The sequence below is a fragment of the Shinella sp. M27 genome (genome assembly GCF_049199905.1).
Lineage (GTDB): Bacteria > Pseudomonadota > Alphaproteobacteria > Rhizobiales > Rhizobiaceae > Shinella.
This window is the reverse complement of the sequence record NZ_JBLZPK010000008.1, coordinates 51,656-69,918: the sequence shown is the minus strand read 5'-3', so window position 1 is coordinate 69,918 and position 18,263 is coordinate 51,656. Positions and strand designations below refer to the sequence as shown.

Here is an 18,263-nt window from a genome sequence, read left to right as displayed (position 1 = left end):
GCGGCGTCTGCCCGAACTGCGGCGGCGACTTCGTGCGCCGGCCGGTGCGACCGGCCGCGCTGCTGGCAAAATATCCCGCCTCCACCCGTCGCGTGCTCAAGGCCGAAGGCTGCGGGCCGGCGGAAGCGGCGTGAGGGCAGGGCATGATTTCAGGCCGCTTCTCCAGTGTTTTCCTCGCTGCCTTCCTCGTCTCGGCATCCTTTTGCGCTGCCGAGCAGATCGATTGCGAAAACGCCCAGACGCAGATGGACATGAACATCTGCGCCGACCAGGACTACCAGCACGCCGACAAGGCGCTCAACGCCGCCTACAAGAAGGCCGTCGCCGCCGCGCGCGAAATGGACGACAACGTCAAGGACATGGGTGAGGCCTATGTCGGCGCGGTAGATGCGTTGAAGCGCGCCCAGCGGGCCTGGATCGGTTATCGCGACGGCCAGTGCGAATTTGCCGGCTTCGAGGCGCGTGGCGGGTCGATGGAGCCGATGCTGGTGTCCGGCTGCCTTGCCGATCTCACGCGCAAGCGGACCGACGAGCTGAAGGCCGTCTACGAGCAGCAGAACTGAGGGGCGCCCGGTGCCGCGCAGGATCGTCATCGTCGGCAATGGCGCCATTCCGGAGGGCGTGGCCGAAACCATAGACAGCGCCGATCTGGTGATCCGCTTCAACGGCTGCCGCTCGGCCGGGCGCGGCGGCTGGAAGACCGATATCGTCGCCGCCTGCAACACTGGCCGTCCGGCGCTGGAGATGCTGGCCGGCGGCCGCTGGAAGGCGAGTCGGACCGTGCGGCAGGCGAAGGAAATCTGGTGCGTGCGCACGGCTGAGGTCTTTGCCGCCCTTCGCGCGCCGCTTGCCCAGAGCCATCCCAATCTCGACGACTTCTGCGACGACTATACCGCCGGCTTCGAGACATTCGCCCGCGTCACCGGGCGCCGGCTAAGGGCGATCCCTGCGGCCATGCACCACACCGTCGATGCCGAGCTTGCCGCCTTCGATCCGTCGCCCTACGTCGTGCCCAGTTCGGGACTGATCGTCATCGCCCATGTGCTTGCGAATATTGCTGCGGCTGACGACCGCGTCTCGCTTGCCGGCTTCGGCCATGAGGGCTGGCAATGGCACCCGTTCGCCGCCGAACGACGCTGGACGGAGGCCCGGATCGCCAGCGGTAGGCTTGACCGCCTCGATGCGCTCCGGTGACGCCGGCCCGGGGCGAAGTTCCAAAACGAGACGATTAAACTTCTATCGAATGCTTTAGCCGTCTCTGAAAGAAAATGTTCTATGGTCCCTCCATACATATGGAGAGATTGATGCGTGGCAGGCTGGCCCTTTGGCTGAGGGCCCAGATAGACTTCGGCGGCTTCGAGACGAAGGCCGACATCTGGACGTTCGTGCTGAATGTCGTTCTGGTGGCGACGGCACTGGCGACTGCGACCTATCTGATGTTTGCCGCCATCCTCGCGAATTTCGGCCTTCTGCCCTATCCGTTCGGCACCGCGCTCGGCTTCGGCGGATCGGCGACCATCCTGATTGCGGCGAGCGTTACGGCACTCCTGGCCTGGCTGATCGGCACAGCGATCCATGAAATCTCCCTTTCGCGCGCGGCATTCGAGCGACTGAGCCGGCTTGACCCGCTCTCCGGTCTTCTCAACCGCCGGGCTTTTTCCGAGATGCTGGAGACGAAGGTTAACGGCTTCTTCGTGCTGTTCGACATCGACCGGTTCAAGTTGGTCAACGATAAACATGGCCATGTGGTCGGAGATGCGGTCATCGTTGCCGTCGCGGAGGAGCTGAAGCGGGTTTTCGAACCAGCCCATCTCGTCAGCCGGTTCGGCGGTGAGGAGTTCGCCGTGCTGATCTGCAGCGCGGACCGCGGCGATTGCTCTCTGCTGGTGGAAGAGGCCCGCCGCTCGGTGGGCGCACGCCGCATCGAGACCGGCGGGAAGCCGGTCGCCGTCACACTCTCCGCCGGCATTGCCGATCACGGGGCGGGCCGCTCTTTCGACGCCACCTTCGAGGCGGCGGACCGGGCGCTTTATCTCGCAAAATCGTTCGGCCGCGACCGGACGATCCATGAAGACGAGAGCGATGAATTGCTGGCCCCAAGCCGCCGTGTCGCTGGCGGCCGCCGTCGCTGATACGGGTCCGTTTGCTAAATCCGGCGAAGCGCTTCCGGGTCGCCGATATGGACAAGGCGGCCGCGGACGTTGACGCCGTAGCTGCGCAGCATGGAGAAGGCGCGGGAGAGGGCTTCAGGCGCGAGCCCCAGTTTGCCGGCAAGCAGGCTTTTCTGGTAGGGCAGGCGGAAGCTTGCCGGCTTCCCCTCGACCGAGCAATGGGCGAGCAGATAAAGCGCCACGCGCTGCGGGGCGGTGTGCAGCCGGTCATTGGCCAGACTTGCAAAGGCCTTTGCGAGCTGGGCGGAGAGCGCATTGGTCAGCGCCACCGCGAGATCCGGCCGACGGTTTGCGATGTCGCGCACGCGCTTCAGGTCGAAGCGGGCAATGAGCGCCGGTTCGGCGGCCTGGGCTGTCGCGGTGTAGCGGCCGCCATCCAGCACGACGCTTGCGCCGATGAGATCGCCGGGGCCGTAGAGTTCGACATCCGCCTCGCGGCCATCGGGGTCGAGCTTATAGACGCGGACATAGCCTGACAGCACGCAATGCAGGAGATCGGCAGGCTCGCCCTCGCGGAAGAGGATCTGACGCGCCGGCAGGTTGCCGATCACCGCAATCTCCATCATCGCCGCGACGCTTTCCACGCCGAGCGCCGCCAGCAGGCCGGAACTCAGCAGGGTTTCCCGTTCCCGTGCACCGGGTTTCATCAGCCTGTTCATCGCTCTCACTCCGTGCTCCCGCAGGCATTTCTTGCTCTTTGATGGGAGAACGATAGTCGAGGCCGGGCAATCCTTACTTGATTTCGATCAATCAAAGAAAAAACGGCCGGTTCGAAATCAATCGAACCGGCCGTTTGGATCGAAACCGTGCAGGTCTACTCGGCGGCGAGCGGCGAGTGATGCACGACGGTGAAGGGCTTGCGTTCACCGGGGTTCTTCTTCTCGAGCGTCTCGATGCGCTTTTCGAGATCGGCGACATCGCGGCTCGTCTGGTCGGCGAGGCGGGTCAGCGCTTCCGGCTCCATGGCGAGCAGTTCATCGTCCTTCTTGCCGACGAAGCGGCCGAACAGCCAGCCGAGGAAGCGCGACACGTCATCCATGATCAGGAAGAACGAGGGGACGACGACCAGCGAGAGCACCGTCGAGACGATGATGCCGCCGATTACGGCGATCGCCATCGGCGAACGGAACGAGCCGCCTTCGCCGACGCCCAGTGCGGAGGGCAGCATGCCCGCGGACATGGCGATCGAGGTCATGACGATCGGGCGGGCGCGCTTGCGGCCGGCCTCGATCATCGCTTCCACGCGGTTCATGCCCCGGTGCATCATCTCGATGGCGAAATCGACAAGCAGGATGGCGTTCTTCGTCACGATGCCCATCAGCATCAGAATGCCGATGAGAACGGGCATGGAGAGCGCGTTCTGCGTCAGGATCAGGCCCGCCGCCACGCCGCCGATGGCGAGCGGCAGCGAGAGCAGGATGGTGAAGGGCTGGATCACGTCCTTGAAGAGCAGGATGAGAACCATCAGCACCAGCAGCAGGCCGAGCAGCATGGCGTTGCCGAAGGACTGCTGCATTTCGGCTTGCACTTCGGCGTCGCCGCTTTCGGCGAACTGCACGGTCGGCGGCATGTCGACGCTGGCGGCGATCTCCTTGAAGCGGGCCGTCGCCGTGTCGAGTGCGACGCCCGGCCGAAGATCGGAGCCGATCTGCACGACGCGGTTGCGGTTGTGGCGCTTCACCGAGCTCGGGCCTTCCGAATAGTCGATGTCGGCGACACTCGACAGCGGCACGAACTGACCGGCGGAGGTCTGGATCTTGAGGTTTCGGATCGCGCCGAGGTCGGCACGGAAGTCGCGGGCGACCTGCACGCGGATCGGGATCAGACGATCATCCAGCGAGACCTTGCTGAGTTGCGAATCGATATCGCCGATGGTGGCGACACGCACGATCTCCGAGATCTGCGCCGTGGTGATGCCGAAGCGGGCCATCTGGTCGTCGCGCGGACGGATCTGCAATTCAGGACGCGGCAGCGAGCCTTCCGAACTGACATTGGAGAGCACCGGATCGGCACGCAACTTGGCTTCCAGCACGCCGACGGTGGCGTTGAGGTCCGCCTCGTTGTTGGAGAGCAGATTGAACGCCAGGTCGCGCTCGCCGCGGTCGTTGAGCTTGATGATGCGCACATCGGGAATGTCGCGCAGCGTTGCGAAGATTTCCTTCTCGATATCCCACTGCGGACGCACGCGGCCCTTGGCCTCCATCTTCGGCAGGTACTGGCCAATGACGGGAATCTTGCCGGCGACGTCGTTGACCAGCTTGTGTACAAGCGAATGTTCCAGCTTGTCGAGGATGACGGTCACGGAGGCGCGGCGCAGTTCGAGATCGCCCTTCGGCGAAGAGCCGCCGAGCACGAAGACGCTCTGCACGCCGTCGATGCCCTTGACCCGGTCGAAAATCTGCGTGGTCGTACGGTCGGTATCCTCGAGCATCGCATCCGGCGGCAGCTCGACCGATAGCACGACGCGCGAGGCGTCTTCCGGCGGCAGGAAGCTGCCGGGCACGGTGAAAAGCAGCATGACCGAGGCGATCAGGAAGGCGAAGGCGGCGACGAGCGTCGCATAGCGGGCATACCACTTGCCCGTCGTCTTGCTGACGAGCCAGGTATAGCCGCGCATGAAGGCGCCTTCCTTCTCCTCGCCATGACCGTCCGCATCATGCGCACGCATGAGGTAGGCCGCCATGACCGGCGTGATGAGACGCGCGACCACCAGCGAGAAGAACACGGCGACGGCAACGGTCAGGCCGAACTGGATGAAGTACTGGCCCGGAATGCCCGGCATGAAGGAGACCGGCACGAAGACCGCGATGATTGTGAAGGTCGTCGCGATGACGGCGAGGCCGATTTCGTCGGCGGCTTCGATGGCCGCCCGATAGGGCGTCTTGCCCATGCGGATGTGCCGCGCGATGTTCTCGATCTCCACGATCGCGTCATCGACGAGAATGCCGGTTGCCAGCGTCAGCGCCAGGAACGAGACGAGGTTCAGCGAGAAGCCCATCATGTCCATGACGAAGAAAGTGGGGATCGCCGACAGCGGAAGCGCCACGGCCGAAATCAGCGTGGCGCGCCAGTTGCGCAGGAACAGGAACACGACGAGGACGGCGAGCAGCGCGCCTTCGATCAGCGTGTGGAGTGCTGCCTCGTAGTTGCCGTAGGTGAAGTAGACGCTGTCGTCGACCATTTCGATCGAGACGTCGGGATATTGCGCGCGCACCTTGGTGAGCGCCTTCTCGACGGATTCGGCGACGGTCACCTCGCTTGCGCCCTTCGAACGGAAGACCGCGAAGGTGACGACCGGGTTGCCGTTGAAGCGCGAGAAGGAGCGCGGCTCCTCATAGGTGTCGGTGATCTTGCCGAGCTCGGACAGGCGCACGAAGCGGCCGTTCGACAGCGCGATCATCGTGTTGGTGAGTTTTTCCACCGAGCGGGCGTCGCCCAGCGTGCGGATCGCCTGTTCGGCGCCTGCGATCTGGCCGCGGCCAGAGCCGGCATCCGCATTCATGCTGCGGATCTGGCGGTTCACGTCGGCGGCGGTAACACCATATGATTCGAGCTTGTCGGGATTGAGATCGATGCGCACTTCGCGGTCGGCGCCGCCGAAGCGGTCGATCTTGCCGATGCCGGCCTGGCCCTGCAGGGCGCGCTTGACCTTGTCGTCGACGAACCAGGACAGTTCCTCGAGCGTCATGTTGGGCGAGGAGACGGCAAAGGTCTGGATCGCCTGACCCTCGACGTCGATCTTGGTGACGACGGGTTCCTCGACCGAGGCCGGCAGGTCGCTGCGGATGCGGTCGATCGCGTCCTTGACGTCCTGAAGCGCCTGGTTGGTCGGCTTTTCAATCTCGAAGAGCACCGATGTCAGCGAGCTGCCGTCCGTGACGGTGGACATGATGTCCTTGACGCCTTCGATGCCGGCGACCGCATCCTCGATCTCCTTGGTGACCTGAACCTCAAGCTCGGCCGGGGCGGCACCGCTCTGGGTCACGTTGATGGCGATGATCGGCACGTCGATATTCGGGAACCGCGTGATGGGCAGCGCGAAAAACGAGGAGATGCCGACATAGATCAGCAGGAAAAACGCGAGCAGCGGCGCAATCGGATTGCGAATGGACCAAGCTGAAAAGTTCATGTCCCCAAAGTCCTTGTAGAGAGACCAGACGGTAACAGGGTTCCGGCCCCTCCCGGATCACCCGTCATGCCACCGGGCGCCCCGCCCGGCATTATAGACCCTTTCGTAAAAGGGCCTTCACGTCATTTCGTTGCCGAGGCCTGCTCGGCATGCACCGGATTGACCTTGTCGCCATCGCGGACATAGGCGCCGGCCTTGGCCACCACCTCGTCGCCTGCTTTCAGGCCGCTGAGGATCTCGAGCACCTGGCCGTCCTGAATGCCGGTTTCGACCGGCACGAGCTTGACGACGCCGTTCTCGACCTTGCGGGCCACCGTCTTGCCGTCGGCGGTCGTGACCGCCGAGAGCGGCAGCACGATGCCTTCGCGCTCCTCGACGACGATCTCGGCGCTGGCGAACATGCCTGCACGGGCCTTGCCCGGCTCATCGAAGCGGATATAGACGCGGCCGAGGCGGCTCTGCGGGTCGAGCGTCGGCTCGACGAGGCGGATCGTGCCCGTGACCGAAGCGGCACCGCCGGCAAGCTTGACGGTCGCCTTCTGGCCAACCGCGAGCTTGAGCACGGAATCTTCTGATACGTCGGCCTTCAGCTCGATTGCGCCGTCACGGATGACGGTAAAGAGCGGCGAGGCCGCGCCGCTGGCGATCGCGCCGATCTTGGCCGTGCGGGCCGAGACGACACCCGAGACCGGCGACTTCACCGCCGTGCGGGCGAGCTTCAGCGCGATATCGTCGATCTGCGTCTGGGCGACCTTGATATCGGCCTGCGAAACGGCGATCGCCTGGTCGGCGGAATTGACGCGGGCGAGGGCGGCATCGGCGGTGGCGACGGCCTGATCGGCGGTCGCCTGCGATTGCGAGCCTGATTTCACCAGCTTGAGCGAGCGGTCGCGGACCCGGATGGCCTCGTCGGCATTGGCCTTCGCCTCCACCTGCTGCGCCTTGATCTGCGCCAGCGCGGCCTCGGCTTTCGCAAGCGAGGCTTCGGTCTGGCTCTTCTGCAACAGGAGTGCATCGTCGTTCAGCGTGGCGAGCGTGCCCTCCGCCTCGACCGTGTCACCGACATCGGCGGCCAGCGTGCGGATGGAGAGCCCATCGACCAGCGGCACGACATAGACCTCCTCGACGGCCTGCACCGTGCCGGTCGCGATGACGCGGTCGACGATGGTGCGCGTCTCGGCGGCGCTGACGACGATTGCCGGAAGGTTCTGGGTCTGCTGCTGCGTTTCGCCGGTGGCCGTTGCCGCATCGGCAGCGAGCGCAAGGCCCGGCGTTGCCGTCATGAAAGCGGCGACGGAAAAAGAGAGGACTTTCCTGTGTCCAGAAGCCATAGGCCGAACTTTCCCAAAGAGCATGACGTAATATGATCGTGATCCGGGCGTTCTTTTTGTCTTCCGGACCCTATTCCTGCCAGTATAGCGGACACGGAAAGGGCAATGTCGGCCTCTCCCAGCTTCCAACTCTGCGGTCTATGTAATTGGCGTCCGCCAGCCTTACAAGAGGTAACGGAATGGTGCCTCATTATTTTATGCGTTTGGCTTTTCCATGGCAATGGCGACAGGACGCCGCAGCTTTTTGCATCCCCAAAACGAAACATGCGGGGCTTGAGGCCCCGCACGTCGATACCATCAGGAGAAGCGACTACTTCAAGGCTGCGTCGGTGATCTCATGCGTCCAGGCGCCTTCCGGCTCCTTGGAGATGACCGGGTCCGAGCCGCCGGCCAGAAGCGAGGCGACGGTGCGCTTGTAGTCCGCCTCGTCGAGCGCGCCGTTGGAGCCGGCCGTCAGCTTGGCGACTTCGCCCATCATGAACTTCTGGTGCGCCTCGGTCTGCGCGCCAGTCGAGTCGTTTTCCAGCACGATCCCGGCGGCTTCGTCCGGGTTCGCTTCCGCATATTTCCAGCCCTTCATGGAGGCGCGCACAAACTTGACCATCTTCTCCTTGAAGGCCGGGTCGGCGAGCTTGTCCTGCAGAACGTAGAGGCCGTCTTCCAGCGTCGCGACGCCCTGGTCCTCGTATTTGAAGGTCACGAGGTCTTCCGGCTTGATGCCAGCATCGAGAACCTGACCGTATTCGTTGTAGGTCATGGTCGAGATGCAGGCCGCCTGCTTTTGCAACAGCGGATCGACGTTGAAGCCCTGCTTGAGGACCGTCACACCATCCGGTCCACCATCGGTCGGGATCTTCAGGTGGCTCATCCAGGACAGGAAGGGATATTCGTTGCCGAAGAACCAGACGCCCAGCGTCTTGCCCTTGAAATCCTCAGGACCCTTGACGCCTGATTCCTTCAGACAAGTCAGCATCATGCCGGAGGACTTGAACGGCTGGGCGATGTTGACGAGTGCGACACCCTTTTCGCGGGTGGCGAGTGCGGAGGGCATCCAGTCGACGATGACGTCGGCGCCGCCGCCGGCGATCACCTGGGCCGGTGCGATATCCGGGCCGCCCGGCTTGATATCGACGTCGAGGCCTTCTTCCTCGTAATAGCCCTTGTCCTTCGCGACATAGTAGCCGGCGAACTGGGACTGGGTCACCCATTTCAGCTGGAGCGTCACCTTGTCGGCGGCCTCCGCCTGGAAAGCGGCAAGCGAGAAGGCGCTTGCGAGAAGCATGGATGCAATCGTCTTTTTCATGTCAGTTCCCTCTTTCTTCTTTGTTTTACGCCTGCCCACCACGGACAGACGGATGCCAGAACGTGACGATCCGCTCGATGAGCGCGACCGCCCCATAGAAGGCGGAACCAGCCACCGCGGCAACCGCGATTTCGGCCCAGACCATGTCGACATTCATGCGGCCCACTTCCGTGGAAATCCGGAAGCCCATGCCGACGATGGGGGTTCCGAAGAACTCGGCGACGATCGCGCCGATCAGCGCCAGCGTCGAGTTGATCTTGAGAGCGTTGAAGATGAAGGGCCAGGCGGCGGGAAGGCGCAGCTTGACGAGCGTCTGGAACCAGTCGGCGGCATAGGTGCGCATCAGGTCGCGCTCCATGTGGCTCGTCGCGGCAAGGCCGGAGACCGTGTTCACCAGCATAGGGAAGAATGTCATGATGACGACGACGGCGACCTTGGACTGCCAGTCGAAGCCGAACCACATGACCATGATGGGTGCCACGCCGATGACCGGCAGCGCCGAGACGAAATTGCCGAGCGGCAGCAGGCCCTTTTGCAGGAAGGGCGAGCGGTCGATGAGGATGGCGACGAGGAAGCCGAGGCCGCAGCCGAGCGCATAACCCGTGATCACGGATTTCAGGAAGGTCTGGCGGAAATCCGCCCAGAGCGTCGGCACCGACGTGATCAGCCGCGCCCAGATCATGCTCGGCGGCGGCAGCAGAACGGAGGGTACGTTGAAGCCGCGCACGATGCCTTCCCACAGCACGAGGATGGTCGCGCCGAAGATCAGCGGCACGGCGATGCGCGCCGCGCGCTCGGCCGTGGGGTTCCGGAATTTCCGGCGCACCAGCCATTCGTTGAACGCCCAGGCGGCGAGCCAGAAGACGATGGCGGCAAGGAGGATGGAAAGGTTCATGCCCGTGCCCCCATGCGCTTGAGAACGAGGCTATGAGCAAAGCCGACGACGATGACGAGCAGCGCCGCAACCGCCGCCGCCATGAAGAGCGCGGCCCAGATCTGCACCGTCTGACCGTAATAGGAGCCGGCGAGCAGGCGCGCACCAAGCCCAGCGACCGCGCCGGTCGGCAGTTCGCCGACGATCGCGCCGACGAGCGAGATGGCGATCGCCACCTTCAACGAGGTGAAGAGGTAGGGCATGGACGAGGGCCAGCGCAGCTTCCAGAAGGTCTGCGACGACGAGGCATGATAGGTGTGCATCAGGTCGAGCTGGATCTGTTCGGGGCTGCGCAGGCCCTTCACCATGCCGACGACGATGGGGAAGAAGGACAGATAGGTCGAGATCAGCGCCTTCGGCATCAGGCCTGATATGCCCACCGCATTCAGAACGACGATGATCATCGGCGCGATGGCGAGGATGGGGATCGTCTGGCTGGCAATGACCCAAGGCATCAGCGAGCGGTCCATGGCGCGGTTGTGCACGATGGCGATGGCAAGCAGGATGCCTAGCACGGCACCCATGCCGAAACCCATCAGCGTCGCCGACAGCGTGATCCAGGCATGATAGACGAGGCTGCGCTTCGAGGTGATCGCCTTGTTGACGGTGGTATCCCAGAGTTCGGCGAAGACCTGATGCGGCGCCGGCAGAACCGGACGCTCCTGCGCCATGGTCTTCGGTAGGAGTTCCATGAAGCCGATCGTCGTACCGGCTCGTGCTGCGGTGTCGCGCTCGAAGGGCGCATTCAGCACCACGACGAAGACATACCAGAGGGCGAGCAGTGCGAGCACCACGGTGCCGATGGGAAGAAGGCGATCTCTGAGAAAACTTGCTTCCCCCATGGCTCAGCTCCTTGCCGTCGTGGGAAGCAGCATCAACCCCATGGCGACAATGCCGAGACCGACGCCGGCAAGCTGCGTCTGGCTCAGCCGCTCGCCGAAGAAGAAAAAGGCGATGACATTGACCAGCAGCAACTGCGTGATGGCGGAAAGCGAGATGGCAAGCCCGAGCCCACCCTCGCGCATCAACTTCAGCATCATCAGGTTGCCGACGATGTACAGCGCCATGGACAGCAGCAGATAAAGGATGTTCGTGGTGCCGAGATAGGCGCGCGACGAGGTGGCCGCGCCGATGAACACGGCGGTGGCGCCGAACAGCCAGAGCACGAAGGAGAGCTTCATCAGGCGTGCTCCTCGTAGCTGTGGCCGGCGCGCAGGCCTTCGCGGACGCGGTGGGCGATTTCGAGGAATTCCGGGGTTTCGCGGATACCGAGGGGGCGTTCCCTGGGGAGGGGGGAATCGATGACGTCAGTCACGCGGCCCGGGCGAGGGCTCATCACGACGATCTTCGTCGAGAGATAGACCGCTTCCGGGATCGAATGGGTGACGAAGCAGATCGTCTTCTGCGTGGCGGCCCAGAGTTTCAGGAGCTGCTCATTGAGATGGTCGCGCACGATCTCGTCGAGCGCACCGAAGGGTTCGTCCATCAGCAGGAGATCGGCGTCGAAGGCGAGCGCGCGGGCAATCGAGGCGCGCTGCTGCATGCCGCCCGACAGCTGCCAGGGGTATTTCTTGCTGAAACCCGTGAGGTTGACGAGGTCGAGCGTATGGGCGATGCGGGCCTGCTGCTCGGCCTTCGAATAGCCCATGATTTCGAGCGGCAGGGCGATGTTCTTCTCGATGGTGCGCCAGGGGTAAAGGGCTGCTGCCTGGAAGACATAGCCGTAGGCGCGGCGCTTGCGGGCCTCTTCCGGCGACAGTTCGTTGACCGTGATGGTGCCGGATGTCGGTTTTTCGAGATCGGCGATGACGCGCAGGAAGGTCGTCTTGCCGCAGCCGGACGGGCCGATGAAGGAGACGAAATCACCCTTTTCGACGGTGAGGTTGACGCCGGTCAGCGCCGTGACGGGACCATCGGCGGTCTGGAAGGTGAGGCCGAGATCCTTTGCGCAGACGACGGTATTCGCTGGGGCCATGCTCATCATCTTTCGGCGCCTCGCACGGCGCGGTTTCCGGCAGACTGCATGTCCCTTCCCGGCATTGCAATCGGCTTTGTCTTCGCTATCACTTTGGGCACGGAATTCTTTCGGAGGAGATGGAAATGACGGGTGAAACGAAAGTCGGATGCCGGATCGTGCGTCCGGGTACCACCTATGACGGCAAGCAGGGGTTCAGCTATTTCGAGGGTATTGCGCGAGAAAGCGTCGGTGCGTCGGGCATCTGCATGCATCTTCTGACGATCCCGCCGGGCGGGCGCGCGAAAGCGCATAAACACGAGAGCCACGAGACGGCGATCTACATGCTCTCCGGCGAGGCGCATACCTGGTATGGCGAGCGGCTGGAGAACCATGTGATCGTCAAGGCAGGCGAGATGTTCTACATCCCCGCAGGCGTGCCGCATCTGCCGGCCAACCTTTCCGACCAGCCGGCCTCTGCCGTCATTGCCCGGACAGATCCCCACGAGCAGGAGAGCGTTGTGCTTCTGCCGCATCTCGAGGCGCTGGTTCCGCGCTAAACGTCTTCGCCCGCCCATTACTTCTTGCACCGCTTCAGTGGCCCCCAGCGCGCGCCGTCGGGGAAGCTGACGGTGTAGCCGCCCTTGTCGGGCGTCAGCGTCAGCTCGTAGGGCGTGACGTCTTCGGAGCCTTCCTCATGGCATTCGGCAGTGACTTTCGTCGCGCCGCCGACCTGTTTGCCGTCGCCCTTGAATTCGCAATAGGAGACGGCGGTGGTCACGCCCTCCTTGTTGAGCAGGAAGAAAATGTCGGAGCCGGAGGATTCGCCGGTTTCGGAATAGAGGCAGCCGTCCTTGTCGCCATAGCTGCCGTCGACGATATCAGCCGCCGCGCCCGCCGGGCCGGCGAGCGCGAGGCCGAGTAGGAGCGCGGGGAGGGCGCGGGCGGCCGGCATCAGACGCCGCTCGCCGGAATGCCGCTGCGCTCCACCTTGCGCGGCGCGGTGATTTCCTTCCACGTTGAGAGCGCCTTGCTGACGGCGGCAAACGGCTCGCGCTTGACGAACTGGCCGTGGCCCTCGCGGGTCTTCACCGTGCTCTCCTCGATGGCGACGACGCCGCGCGTCAGCGTGTAGCGCGGCAGACCGACGACCTCCTTGCCCTCGAAGACATTGTAGTCGATCGACGATTGCTGGCTTTTTGCGGAGATGGTCTTGGAGCGCTTCGGATCCCACACGACGATATCCGCATCCGCACCGACGAGGATAGCGCCTTTCCTCGGATAGACGTTGAGGATCTTGGCGATGTTGGTAGAGGTAACGGCGACGAACTCGTTCATCGTCAGGCGACCGGTGTTGACGCCGTTGGTCCAGAGCATCGGCATGCGGTCTTCGAGGCCGCCGGTGCCGTTCGGGATCTTGCGGAAATCGCCCGCACCCGTGCGCTTCTGGTCGGTCGTGAAGGCGCAATGGTCGGTCGCCACCACCTGCAGCGAGCCGCTGGCAAGGCCGGCCCAGAGCGAATCCTGATGCTGCTTGTTGCGGAAGGGCGGGCTCATGACGCGGCGGGCGGCATGGTCCCAGTCCTTGTTGAAATATTCGCTCTCGTCGAGCGTCAGATGCTGGATCAGCGGTTCGCCATAGACGCGCATGCCATTCTGGCGGGCGCGACGGATGGCCTCGTGCGCCTGTTCGCAGGAGGTGTGCACGACATAGAGCGGCGCACCCGCCATGTCGGCGATGATGATGGCGCGGTTCGTCGCCTCACCCTCGACGGACGGCGGGCGCGAATAGGCGTGTCCCTCCGGGCCGTTGTTGCCTTCGTCCATCAGCTTGGACTGCATGGCGGCGACCACGTCGCCGTTCTCGGCATGGACGAGCGGCAGCGCGCCAAGCGCCGCACAGCGCTGGAACGAGGCGAACATCTCGTCGTCGTTCACCATCAGCGCGCCCTTGTAGGCCATGAAGTGCTTGAAGGTGTTGATGCCCTTTTCCTCGACGACGGCCTTCATCTCGTCGAAAACCTGCTCGCCCCACCACGTCACGGACATGTGGAAGGAATAGTCGCAATTGGCGCGGGTCGATTTGTTGTCCCAGCGCTTCAGCGCGTCAAGCAGCGACTGGCCGGGATCGGGCAGGCAGAAATCCACCACCATGGTCGTGCCGCCGGCAAGGCCGGCGCGCGTGCCGCTTTCGAAATCGTCGGCCGAATAGGTGCCCATGAAGGGCATTTCGAGATGCACATGCGGATCGATGCCACCCGGCATGACATAACAGCCCGCCGCATCCAGCACCTCGTCGCCCGAGAGGCTGGGGCCGATCTCGACGATCTTCCCGCCCTCGATCTTGACGTCCGCCTTGTAGGTCAGGTCGGCGGTGACAACGGTTCCGCCCTTGATGACTGTGCTCATGTTGGTTCGTTCCCTGTCTTTAATTTTTGCTGGCGCCTGAAGCGCAAGACCGCCCGGCGTGCCGGGCGGGAAAGATCATTCGGCGATGCCCGCCGTCTCGATCACCGCATGCAGCAGCACATCCGCACCGGCGGCGGCCCATTCCTTCGAAATGTCCTCCGCCTCGTTGTGCGAAAGGCCGCCCACGCAGGGGCACATGATCATGGTGGCGGGGGCCACCTTGGCGGCCCAGCAGGCGTCGTGGCCGGCGCCGGAGATGATGTTCATATGGCTGTAGCCGAGGTCTTCGGCTGCCTTGCGCACGGCTGAGACGAGCGTCGGGTCGAAGGTGACGGGATCGAAATGGCCGACGGCCTCGACGGAACAGCCGACGCCGAGCGCGTCGCAAATGACAGGCGCTTCGGCCTCGATGCGGGCGCGGATGCCGTCGAGTTTCGCCTGGTCGGGCGAGCGGATGTCGACGGTGAAGACGACTTTCCCGGGCAGCACGTTGCGTGAATTCGGCGAGAAGAACACCTGGCCGACACCGCCCACGGCGCCCGGCTGGTTTTCCATGGCGACCGTCTGCACCATTTCGAGGATGCGGGCCATGGCGAGGCCGGCATTGACGCGCAGGTTCATCGGTGTCGAGCCGGTATGCGCCTCGCGGCCGGTCAGCGTGAATTCCAGCCACCACAGGCCCTGACAGTGCGTGACGACGCCGATGTCCTTCTTCTCGGCTTCGAGGATCGGGCCCTGCTCGATGTGATATTCGAAATAGGCGTGCATTTTGCGCGCCCCGACCGTCTCGTCGCCGACCCAGCCGATGCGCTTCAGCTCGTCGCCGAAGGTCTTGCCCTCGGGGTCCTTGCGGCCATAGGCATAATCCTGGCTGTGCACGCCGGCAAAGACGCCGGAGGCGAGCATGGCCGGCGCAAAGCGCGCGCCTTCCTCGTTTGTCCAGTTGGTGACGACGATCGGGTGCTTCGTCCTGATGCCGAGGTCGTTCAGCGAGCGGATGACTTCGAGGCCGGCGAGCACGCCGAGCACGCCGTCATATTTGCCGCCGGTCGGCTGGGTATCGAGATGCGAGCCGACATAGACGGGCAGCGCCTCGGGGTCCGAGCCCTCGCGCGTCATGAACATGTTGCCCATGGTATCGACGCCCATGGAAAGGCCTGCGTCCTCGCACCAGCTCTGGAAGAGGCGGCGGCCTTCGGCGTCGGAATCGGTCAGCGTCTGGCGATTGTTGCCGCCGGCAATGCCGGGGCCGATCTTCGCCATGTCCATGAGGGTGTCCCACAGGCGGTCCGCGTTGACACGCATGTTCTCGCCGGGTGCGGCCATGTCGTATGCTCCCACGTCTTCGGGCTTTGAAAGCCTCAATCTGTTCCCACCGGCTGGCGGCGCGCTTGTTTGTTTTGCGCCTGTCCGACTCAGCAGTTGCCTTTACTTGATAACTGTCTGATAATTTGACCGGTTGGTAAACATTACAGCTTCCGTTGCGGCACTCAAGCCGAAAAACCAAAAACCTTGAGGTCTCGCCCAAGAAAATGGCGGCTGGTTAAACTGGTGAATTTGGCGGCACTTTTCCTGATTGTGGAAAGCGCCGAGGGGGCAGGATGGCACTACCAAGGGCGGCCAGAACACAGCGGCGCACGCGCATCCAGGAGGCGAAGGAGGAGCAGATCCTCGAGGCGGCGCTGGAGGTCTTTTCGCTGCACGGGTTCCGCGGCGCGACCGTGGACCAGATCGCCGAAGTGGCAGGCATGTCGAAACCCAATCTGCTCTATTATTTCCGCACAAAGGAGACGATGCACCGGGCGCTGATCACCCGCGTTCTCGACACCTGGCTCGATCCGCTGCGCGAGTTCGACGCCGAGGGCAATCCCGTTTCGGAAATCCGCAGCTACATCAGGCGAAAGCTCGAGATGGCGCGCGATTTTCCGCGCGAAAGCCGGCTTTTCGCCAATGAAATCCTGCAGGGTGCGCCCAATATCGAGGACGAGCTGAAAGGCCCGCTGAAGGCGCTCGTCGACGAGAAGGCGGAGGTGATCCGTACCTGGGCGAAGGCGGGCAAGATTGCCAAATGTGACCCTTATCACCTGATCTTCTCGATCTGGTCGACCACCCAGCATTACGCCGACTTCGACGTGCAGGTGCGCGCCGTGCTGGGACAGGATCAATCCGGCGAAGGCCGGTTCGAGGATGCGGCGCGCTTCCTCGAACAGCTCTTTATCAGCGGCCTGCATGTCAGCGAGCAGCCGGTTTAATCGGGCAGGAAGGCCATCAGCGCGAGGCCGCAGGCCGTCACCAGCGCGCCGGCGAGCACCGGCAGGCTTGCCCAGCCATGTCCTAAAATCCCTTCAAGCAGGATGATGAAGCTCGGCGTGAGATAGCCGTAGCCGAGAACCTTCGAGGCGGGCAGGCGCATCGAGGCATATTGCAGCAGCAGGAACGTGCCGGCCGTCGTGACGACGGCGAGATAGGTGACGGCGGCATAGACGGTCAGCGGCAGGGCGGAGAAGTCCGTCTCGACGAGGCCGCGGATGCCGGGCGCGATCAGCCAGACCGTGGCGCCGGCGGTGACCCAGAAGCCGAAGGCGACGGCGGGTTCGCCACGGTCAAAGCGGCGGATCAGCGGCACATAGAGCGCATGGCAGACGACGCCGGCAAAGAAGATCATCTCGCCGGTGCCGACATCGAAGGCGAGGATATCGGCGATATTGCCGCGAAAGATCACCCAGACGGCGCCGGCGGCGGCGATGACGAGGCCGGCGAGCACGCCGGGCCGCGTCTTCTGGCCCAGCACGGGCAGCGCGAAGCCGGCGCTCAACAGCGGCATCAGGGTGAACACCGCGCCGGTGGCGATGGGGCTGGTATATTCCAGCGCCGTGAACATGGTGAGCATGTAGATGGCGATGAGCCCGCCGAGCAGGAGGAAGCGCCAGATCTCCTTCGGCCAGACGGCCGGGACCCGGAAGGCGCCGAAGGCCAGCGCCGCCATGACGACGATGGTCATGATGTAACGCCAGAGCGTTAGTGGCTCGGCCTCCATGTAGCGCGCCGCCAGGCCGCCGAAGGAGAAGGAACCGGCGATCAGCACGGCGAAGAGCAGCATGGCGAGATGGCCCTTGAGCTTCTCGCGGCCCGTGGCATGGGTGGAGAGGCCCGCCCGGGCCGGCATACGTTTCGTCAAGAAAATCATCCTATTGTCTGCGGCGCGGCATGGTCATAGAGCAAGTCAGGCCAAAGTGCGATGCGGTTTGTTCCCGCGTTTGCGCGGTGAACGGTCCGGCGCTTCTGCGCTTCGCCCCACAGGAAAACCGCAATCGCCACCCATAGGCAGCGAGACAGCAAAGGAGAGGCAATGACGACCGGCATCGGCTTCAAGGATACCGACCGCAAGACGAGCGAATTGCTCGAGGACATCATTCACGCGATCAAGGGCGAGCACATCACGCTGCGTGATCTTCTGGCGATGATGGGCGAAAGCGGCCTCCTGCTTCTCTGCGCCTTCCTGTCCTTGCCCTTCCTGTTTCCGGTGTCCATTCCCGGCGTCTCCACGGTGTTCGGCGCCGGCATCGTGCTGATCAGTGCGGCGATCACGCTCAACCGTCTGCCCTGGCTGCCGGCAAAGGTCGCCGACCGACGGCTGGAAAGCAGCAAGCTCCGGCCGGTGCTTGAGCGCGGCGTGACCTTCCTGCGCAAGATCGACCGGTTCTTCAAGCCGCGCATGATGAGCCTTGCCTCCGGCGCGGTGATGAACCGTATCAACGGTCTCGTGTTGATGGGAGCGGGTATCCTGCTCATGGCGCCGCTCGGGCTCATTCCCTTCTCCAACACCTTGCCGGGTGTTGCGATCCTGCTGCTCGCCGCCGGCATTTCGCAGCGCGACGGGCTGATCGTGCTGGCCGGCTATGTGATGGTGGTGCTGACGATCGTGTATTTCGCGGCGCTCGGGTTCCTGGCCTATAGTGCGGGCAACAGTTTCTTCGGGTGAGGTCGATTCCAGTCGCATCGCTGATTGCCGAGTTGGGCAACGCCCTCTCC

18 protein-coding genes and 1 pseudogene are annotated in these 18,263 nt (G+C 63.7%); 7 read left to right on the top strand and 12 right to left on the bottom strand.

Going from position 1 to position 18,263, the window contains the following annotated elements; genetic code table 11:
* The 4 genes and pseudogenes from ACOZK4_RS02580 to ACOZK4_RS02565 form a co-directional block, all read left to right on the top strand.
* Positions 1-134: pseudogene (locus ACOZK4_RS02580) on the top strand (DUF1272 domain-containing protein); the annotation flags it as partial.
* Between the two features lie 9 nt (positions 135-143).
* On the top strand, positions 144-563 hold the full coding sequence (locus ACOZK4_RS02575) for a lysozyme inhibitor LprI family protein (RefSeq protein ID WP_421590261.1): 420 nt from the start codon (positions 144-146) through the stop codon (positions 561-563).
* A 10-nt stretch (positions 564-573) separates the two neighbouring features.
* Positions 574-1,194, top strand: a complete 621-nt coding sequence (locus tag ACOZK4_RS02570; RefSeq protein WP_421590260.1) for a Urease operon accessory protein — start codon at positions 574-576, stop codon at positions 1,192-1,194.
* 110 nt (positions 1,195-1,304) lie between these two features.
* On the top strand, positions 1,305-2,132 hold the full coding sequence (locus ACOZK4_RS02565; protein ID WP_421590259.1) for a GGDEF domain-containing protein: 828 nt from the start codon (positions 1,305-1,307) through the stop codon (positions 2,130-2,132).
* Between the two features lie 14 nt (positions 2,133-2,146).
* Here the strand turns inward: ACOZK4_RS02565 and ACOZK4_RS02560 are convergent, their stop codons facing one another.
* From ACOZK4_RS02560 to ACOZK4_RS02525, 8 genes are all read right to left on the bottom strand, one after another.
* Positions 2,147-2,830: a Crp/Fnr family transcriptional regulator gene (locus tag ACOZK4_RS02560; protein ID WP_421590257.1), complete on the bottom strand. Its 684-nt coding sequence runs from the start codon at positions 2,828-2,830 to the stop codon at positions 2,147-2,149.
* A 155-nt stretch (positions 2,831-2,985) separates the two neighbouring features.
* Positions 2,986-6,300, bottom strand: a complete 3,315-nt coding sequence (locus ACOZK4_RS02555; protein ID WP_421590256.1) for an efflux RND transporter permease subunit — start codon at positions 6,298-6,300, stop codon at positions 2,986-2,988.
* A gap of 122 nt (positions 6,301-6,422) precedes the next feature.
* Positions 6,423-7,631: an efflux RND transporter periplasmic adaptor subunit gene (locus ACOZK4_RS02550; protein ID WP_421590255.1), complete on the bottom strand. Its 1,209-nt coding sequence runs from the start codon at positions 7,629-7,631 to the stop codon at positions 6,423-6,425.
* Between the two features lie 310 nt (positions 7,632-7,941).
* Positions 7,942-8,934: an ABC transporter substrate-binding protein gene (locus ACOZK4_RS02545; RefSeq protein ID WP_421590253.1), complete on the bottom strand. Its 993-nt coding sequence runs from the start codon at positions 8,932-8,934 to the stop codon at positions 7,942-7,944.
* Positions 8,935-8,959: 25 nt separating this feature from the next.
* Complete coding sequence (locus ACOZK4_RS02540; protein WP_421590252.1) at positions 8,960-9,829, bottom strand: ABC transporter permease; 870 nt, start codon at positions 9,827-9,829, stop codon at positions 8,960-8,962.
* Positions 9,826-10,710, bottom strand: a complete 885-nt coding sequence (locus tag ACOZK4_RS02535; protein WP_421590250.1) for an ABC transporter permease — start codon at positions 10,708-10,710, stop codon at positions 9,826-9,828. The genes ACOZK4_RS02540 and ACOZK4_RS02535 overlap by 4 nt, the downstream gene beginning before the upstream one ends.
* Positions 10,711-10,713: 3 nt before the next feature.
* Positions 10,714-11,049: a hypothetical protein gene (locus ACOZK4_RS02530; RefSeq protein WP_421590249.1), complete on the bottom strand. Its 336-nt coding sequence runs from the start codon at positions 11,047-11,049 to the stop codon at positions 10,714-10,716.
* Positions 11,049-11,843 carry an ABC transporter ATP-binding protein gene (locus tag ACOZK4_RS02525; protein ID WP_421590247.1) on the bottom strand — a complete coding sequence of 265 codons (795 nt, stop codon included), beginning with the start codon at positions 11,841-11,843 and terminating at the stop codon, positions 11,049-11,051. Before ACOZK4_RS02525 ends, ACOZK4_RS02530 begins: the two co-directional genes overlap by 1 nt.
* 125 nt (positions 11,844-11,968) lie before the next feature.
* Between ACOZK4_RS02525 and ACOZK4_RS02520 the strand changes: the two genes are divergently transcribed.
* Positions 11,969-12,382 carry a cupin domain-containing protein gene (locus ACOZK4_RS02520; protein ID WP_313528935.1) on the top strand — a complete coding sequence of 138 codons (414 nt, stop codon included), beginning with the start codon at positions 11,969-11,971 and terminating at the stop codon, positions 12,380-12,382.
* 17 nt (positions 12,383-12,399) lie between these two features.
* On the opposite strand, the gene ACOZK4_RS02515 is transcribed toward ACOZK4_RS02520, so the two are convergent.
* The 3 genes from ACOZK4_RS02515 to ACOZK4_RS02505 all read right to left on the bottom strand — a co-directional run bounded on the left by ACOZK4_RS02515 (position 12,400) and on the right by ACOZK4_RS02505 (position 15,557).
* On the bottom strand, positions 12,400-12,777 hold the full coding sequence (locus ACOZK4_RS02515; protein WP_421590246.1) for a hypothetical protein: 378 nt from the start codon (positions 12,775-12,777) through the stop codon (positions 12,400-12,402).
* Positions 12,777-14,231: a dihydropyrimidinase gene (gene hydA / locus ACOZK4_RS02510; protein WP_421590244.1), complete on the bottom strand. Its 1,455-nt coding sequence runs from the start codon at positions 14,229-14,231 to the stop codon at positions 12,777-12,779. The genes ACOZK4_RS02515 and hydA overlap by 1 nt, the downstream gene beginning before the upstream one ends.
* Positions 14,232-14,306: 75 nt before the next feature.
* Positions 14,307-15,557: a Zn-dependent hydrolase gene (locus ACOZK4_RS02505; RefSeq protein ID WP_421590243.1), complete on the bottom strand. Its 1,251-nt coding sequence runs from the start codon at positions 15,555-15,557 to the stop codon at positions 14,307-14,309.
* Between the two features lie 275 nt (positions 15,558-15,832).
* Here ACOZK4_RS02505 and ACOZK4_RS02500 point away from each other — a divergent pair, with 275 nt between their 5' ends.
* Positions 15,833-16,483, top strand: coding sequence for a TetR family transcriptional regulator C-terminal domain-containing protein (locus ACOZK4_RS02500; RefSeq protein WP_421590241.1), 651 nt, complete (start codon positions 15,833-15,835; stop codon positions 16,481-16,483).
* On the opposite strand, the gene ACOZK4_RS02495 is transcribed toward ACOZK4_RS02500, so the two are convergent.
* On the bottom strand, positions 16,480-17,409 hold the full coding sequence (locus tag ACOZK4_RS02495; protein WP_313524347.1) for a DMT family transporter: 930 nt from the start codon (positions 17,407-17,409) through the stop codon (positions 16,480-16,482). The two genes, ACOZK4_RS02500 and ACOZK4_RS02495, sit on opposite strands and share 4 nt — an antisense overlap.
* Before the next feature lie 171 nt (positions 17,410-17,580).
* Here ACOZK4_RS02495 and ACOZK4_RS02490 point away from each other — a divergent pair, with 171 nt between their 5' ends.
* Entirely contained in the window at positions 17,581-18,213 is a 633-nt protein-coding gene (locus tag ACOZK4_RS02490; RefSeq protein ID WP_313524350.1) for an exopolysaccharide biosynthesis protein, read from the top strand.
* The last annotated feature ends 50 nt before the right edge of the window (positions 18,214-18,263 follow it).

Bases quoted from the DNA above. Each gene is read 5' to 3' on its own strand.
- ACOZK4_RS02575 (WP_421590261.1), top strand. From the start codon at position 144: ATGATTTCAGGCCGCTTCTCCAGTGTTTTCCTCGCTGCCTTCCTCGTC.
- ACOZK4_RS02565 (WP_421590259.1), top strand. From the start codon at position 1,305: ATGCGTGGCAGGCTGGCCCTTTGGCTGAGGGCCCAGATAGACTTCGGC.
- ACOZK4_RS02560 (WP_421590257.1), bottom strand. From the start codon at position 2,830: ATGAACAGGCTGATGAAACCCGGTGCACGGGAACGGGAAACCCTGCTG.
- ACOZK4_RS02555 (WP_421590256.1), bottom strand. From the start codon at position 6,300: ATGAACTTTTCAGCTTGGTCCATTCGCAATCCGATTGCGCCGCTGCTC.
- ACOZK4_RS02550 (WP_421590255.1), bottom strand. From the start codon at position 7,631: ATGGCTTCTGGACACAGGAAAGTCCTCTCTTTTTCCGTCGCCGCTTTC.
- ACOZK4_RS02545 (WP_421590253.1), bottom strand. From the start codon at position 8,934: ATGAAAAAGACGATTGCATCCATGCTTCTCGCAAGCGCCTTCTCGCTT.
- ACOZK4_RS02540 (WP_421590252.1), bottom strand. From the start codon at position 9,829: ATGAACCTTTCCATCCTCCTTGCCGCCATCGTCTTCTGGCTCGCCGCC.
- ACOZK4_RS02535 (WP_421590250.1), bottom strand. From the start codon at position 10,710: ATGGGGGAAGCAAGTTTTCTCAGAGATCGCCTTCTTCCCATCGGCACC.
- ACOZK4_RS02530 (WP_421590249.1), bottom strand. From the start codon at position 11,049: ATGAAGCTCTCCTTCGTGCTCTGGCTGTTCGGCGCCACCGCCGTGTTC.
- ACOZK4_RS02525 (WP_421590247.1), bottom strand. From the start codon at position 11,843: ATGGCCCCAGCGAATACCGTCGTCTGCGCAAAGGATCTCGGCCTCACC.
- ACOZK4_RS02520 (WP_313528935.1), top strand. From the start codon at position 11,969: ATGACGGGTGAAACGAAAGTCGGATGCCGGATCGTGCGTCCGGGTACC.
- ACOZK4_RS02515 (WP_421590246.1), bottom strand. From the start codon at position 12,777: ATGCCGGCCGCCCGCGCCCTCCCCGCGCTCCTACTCGGCCTCGCGCTC.
- hydA (WP_421590244.1), bottom strand. From the start codon at position 14,231: ATGAGCACAGTCATCAAGGGCGGAACCGTTGTCACCGCCGACCTGACC.
- ACOZK4_RS02505 (WP_421590243.1), bottom strand. From the start codon at position 15,557: ATGGCCGCACCCGGCGAGAACATGCGTGTCAACGCGGACCGCCTGTGG.
- ACOZK4_RS02500 (WP_421590241.1), top strand. From the start codon at position 15,833: ATGGCACTACCAAGGGCGGCCAGAACACAGCGGCGCACGCGCATCCAG.
- ACOZK4_RS02490 (WP_313524350.1), top strand. From the start codon at position 17,581: ATGACGACCGGCATCGGCTTCAAGGATACCGACCGCAAGACGAGCGAA.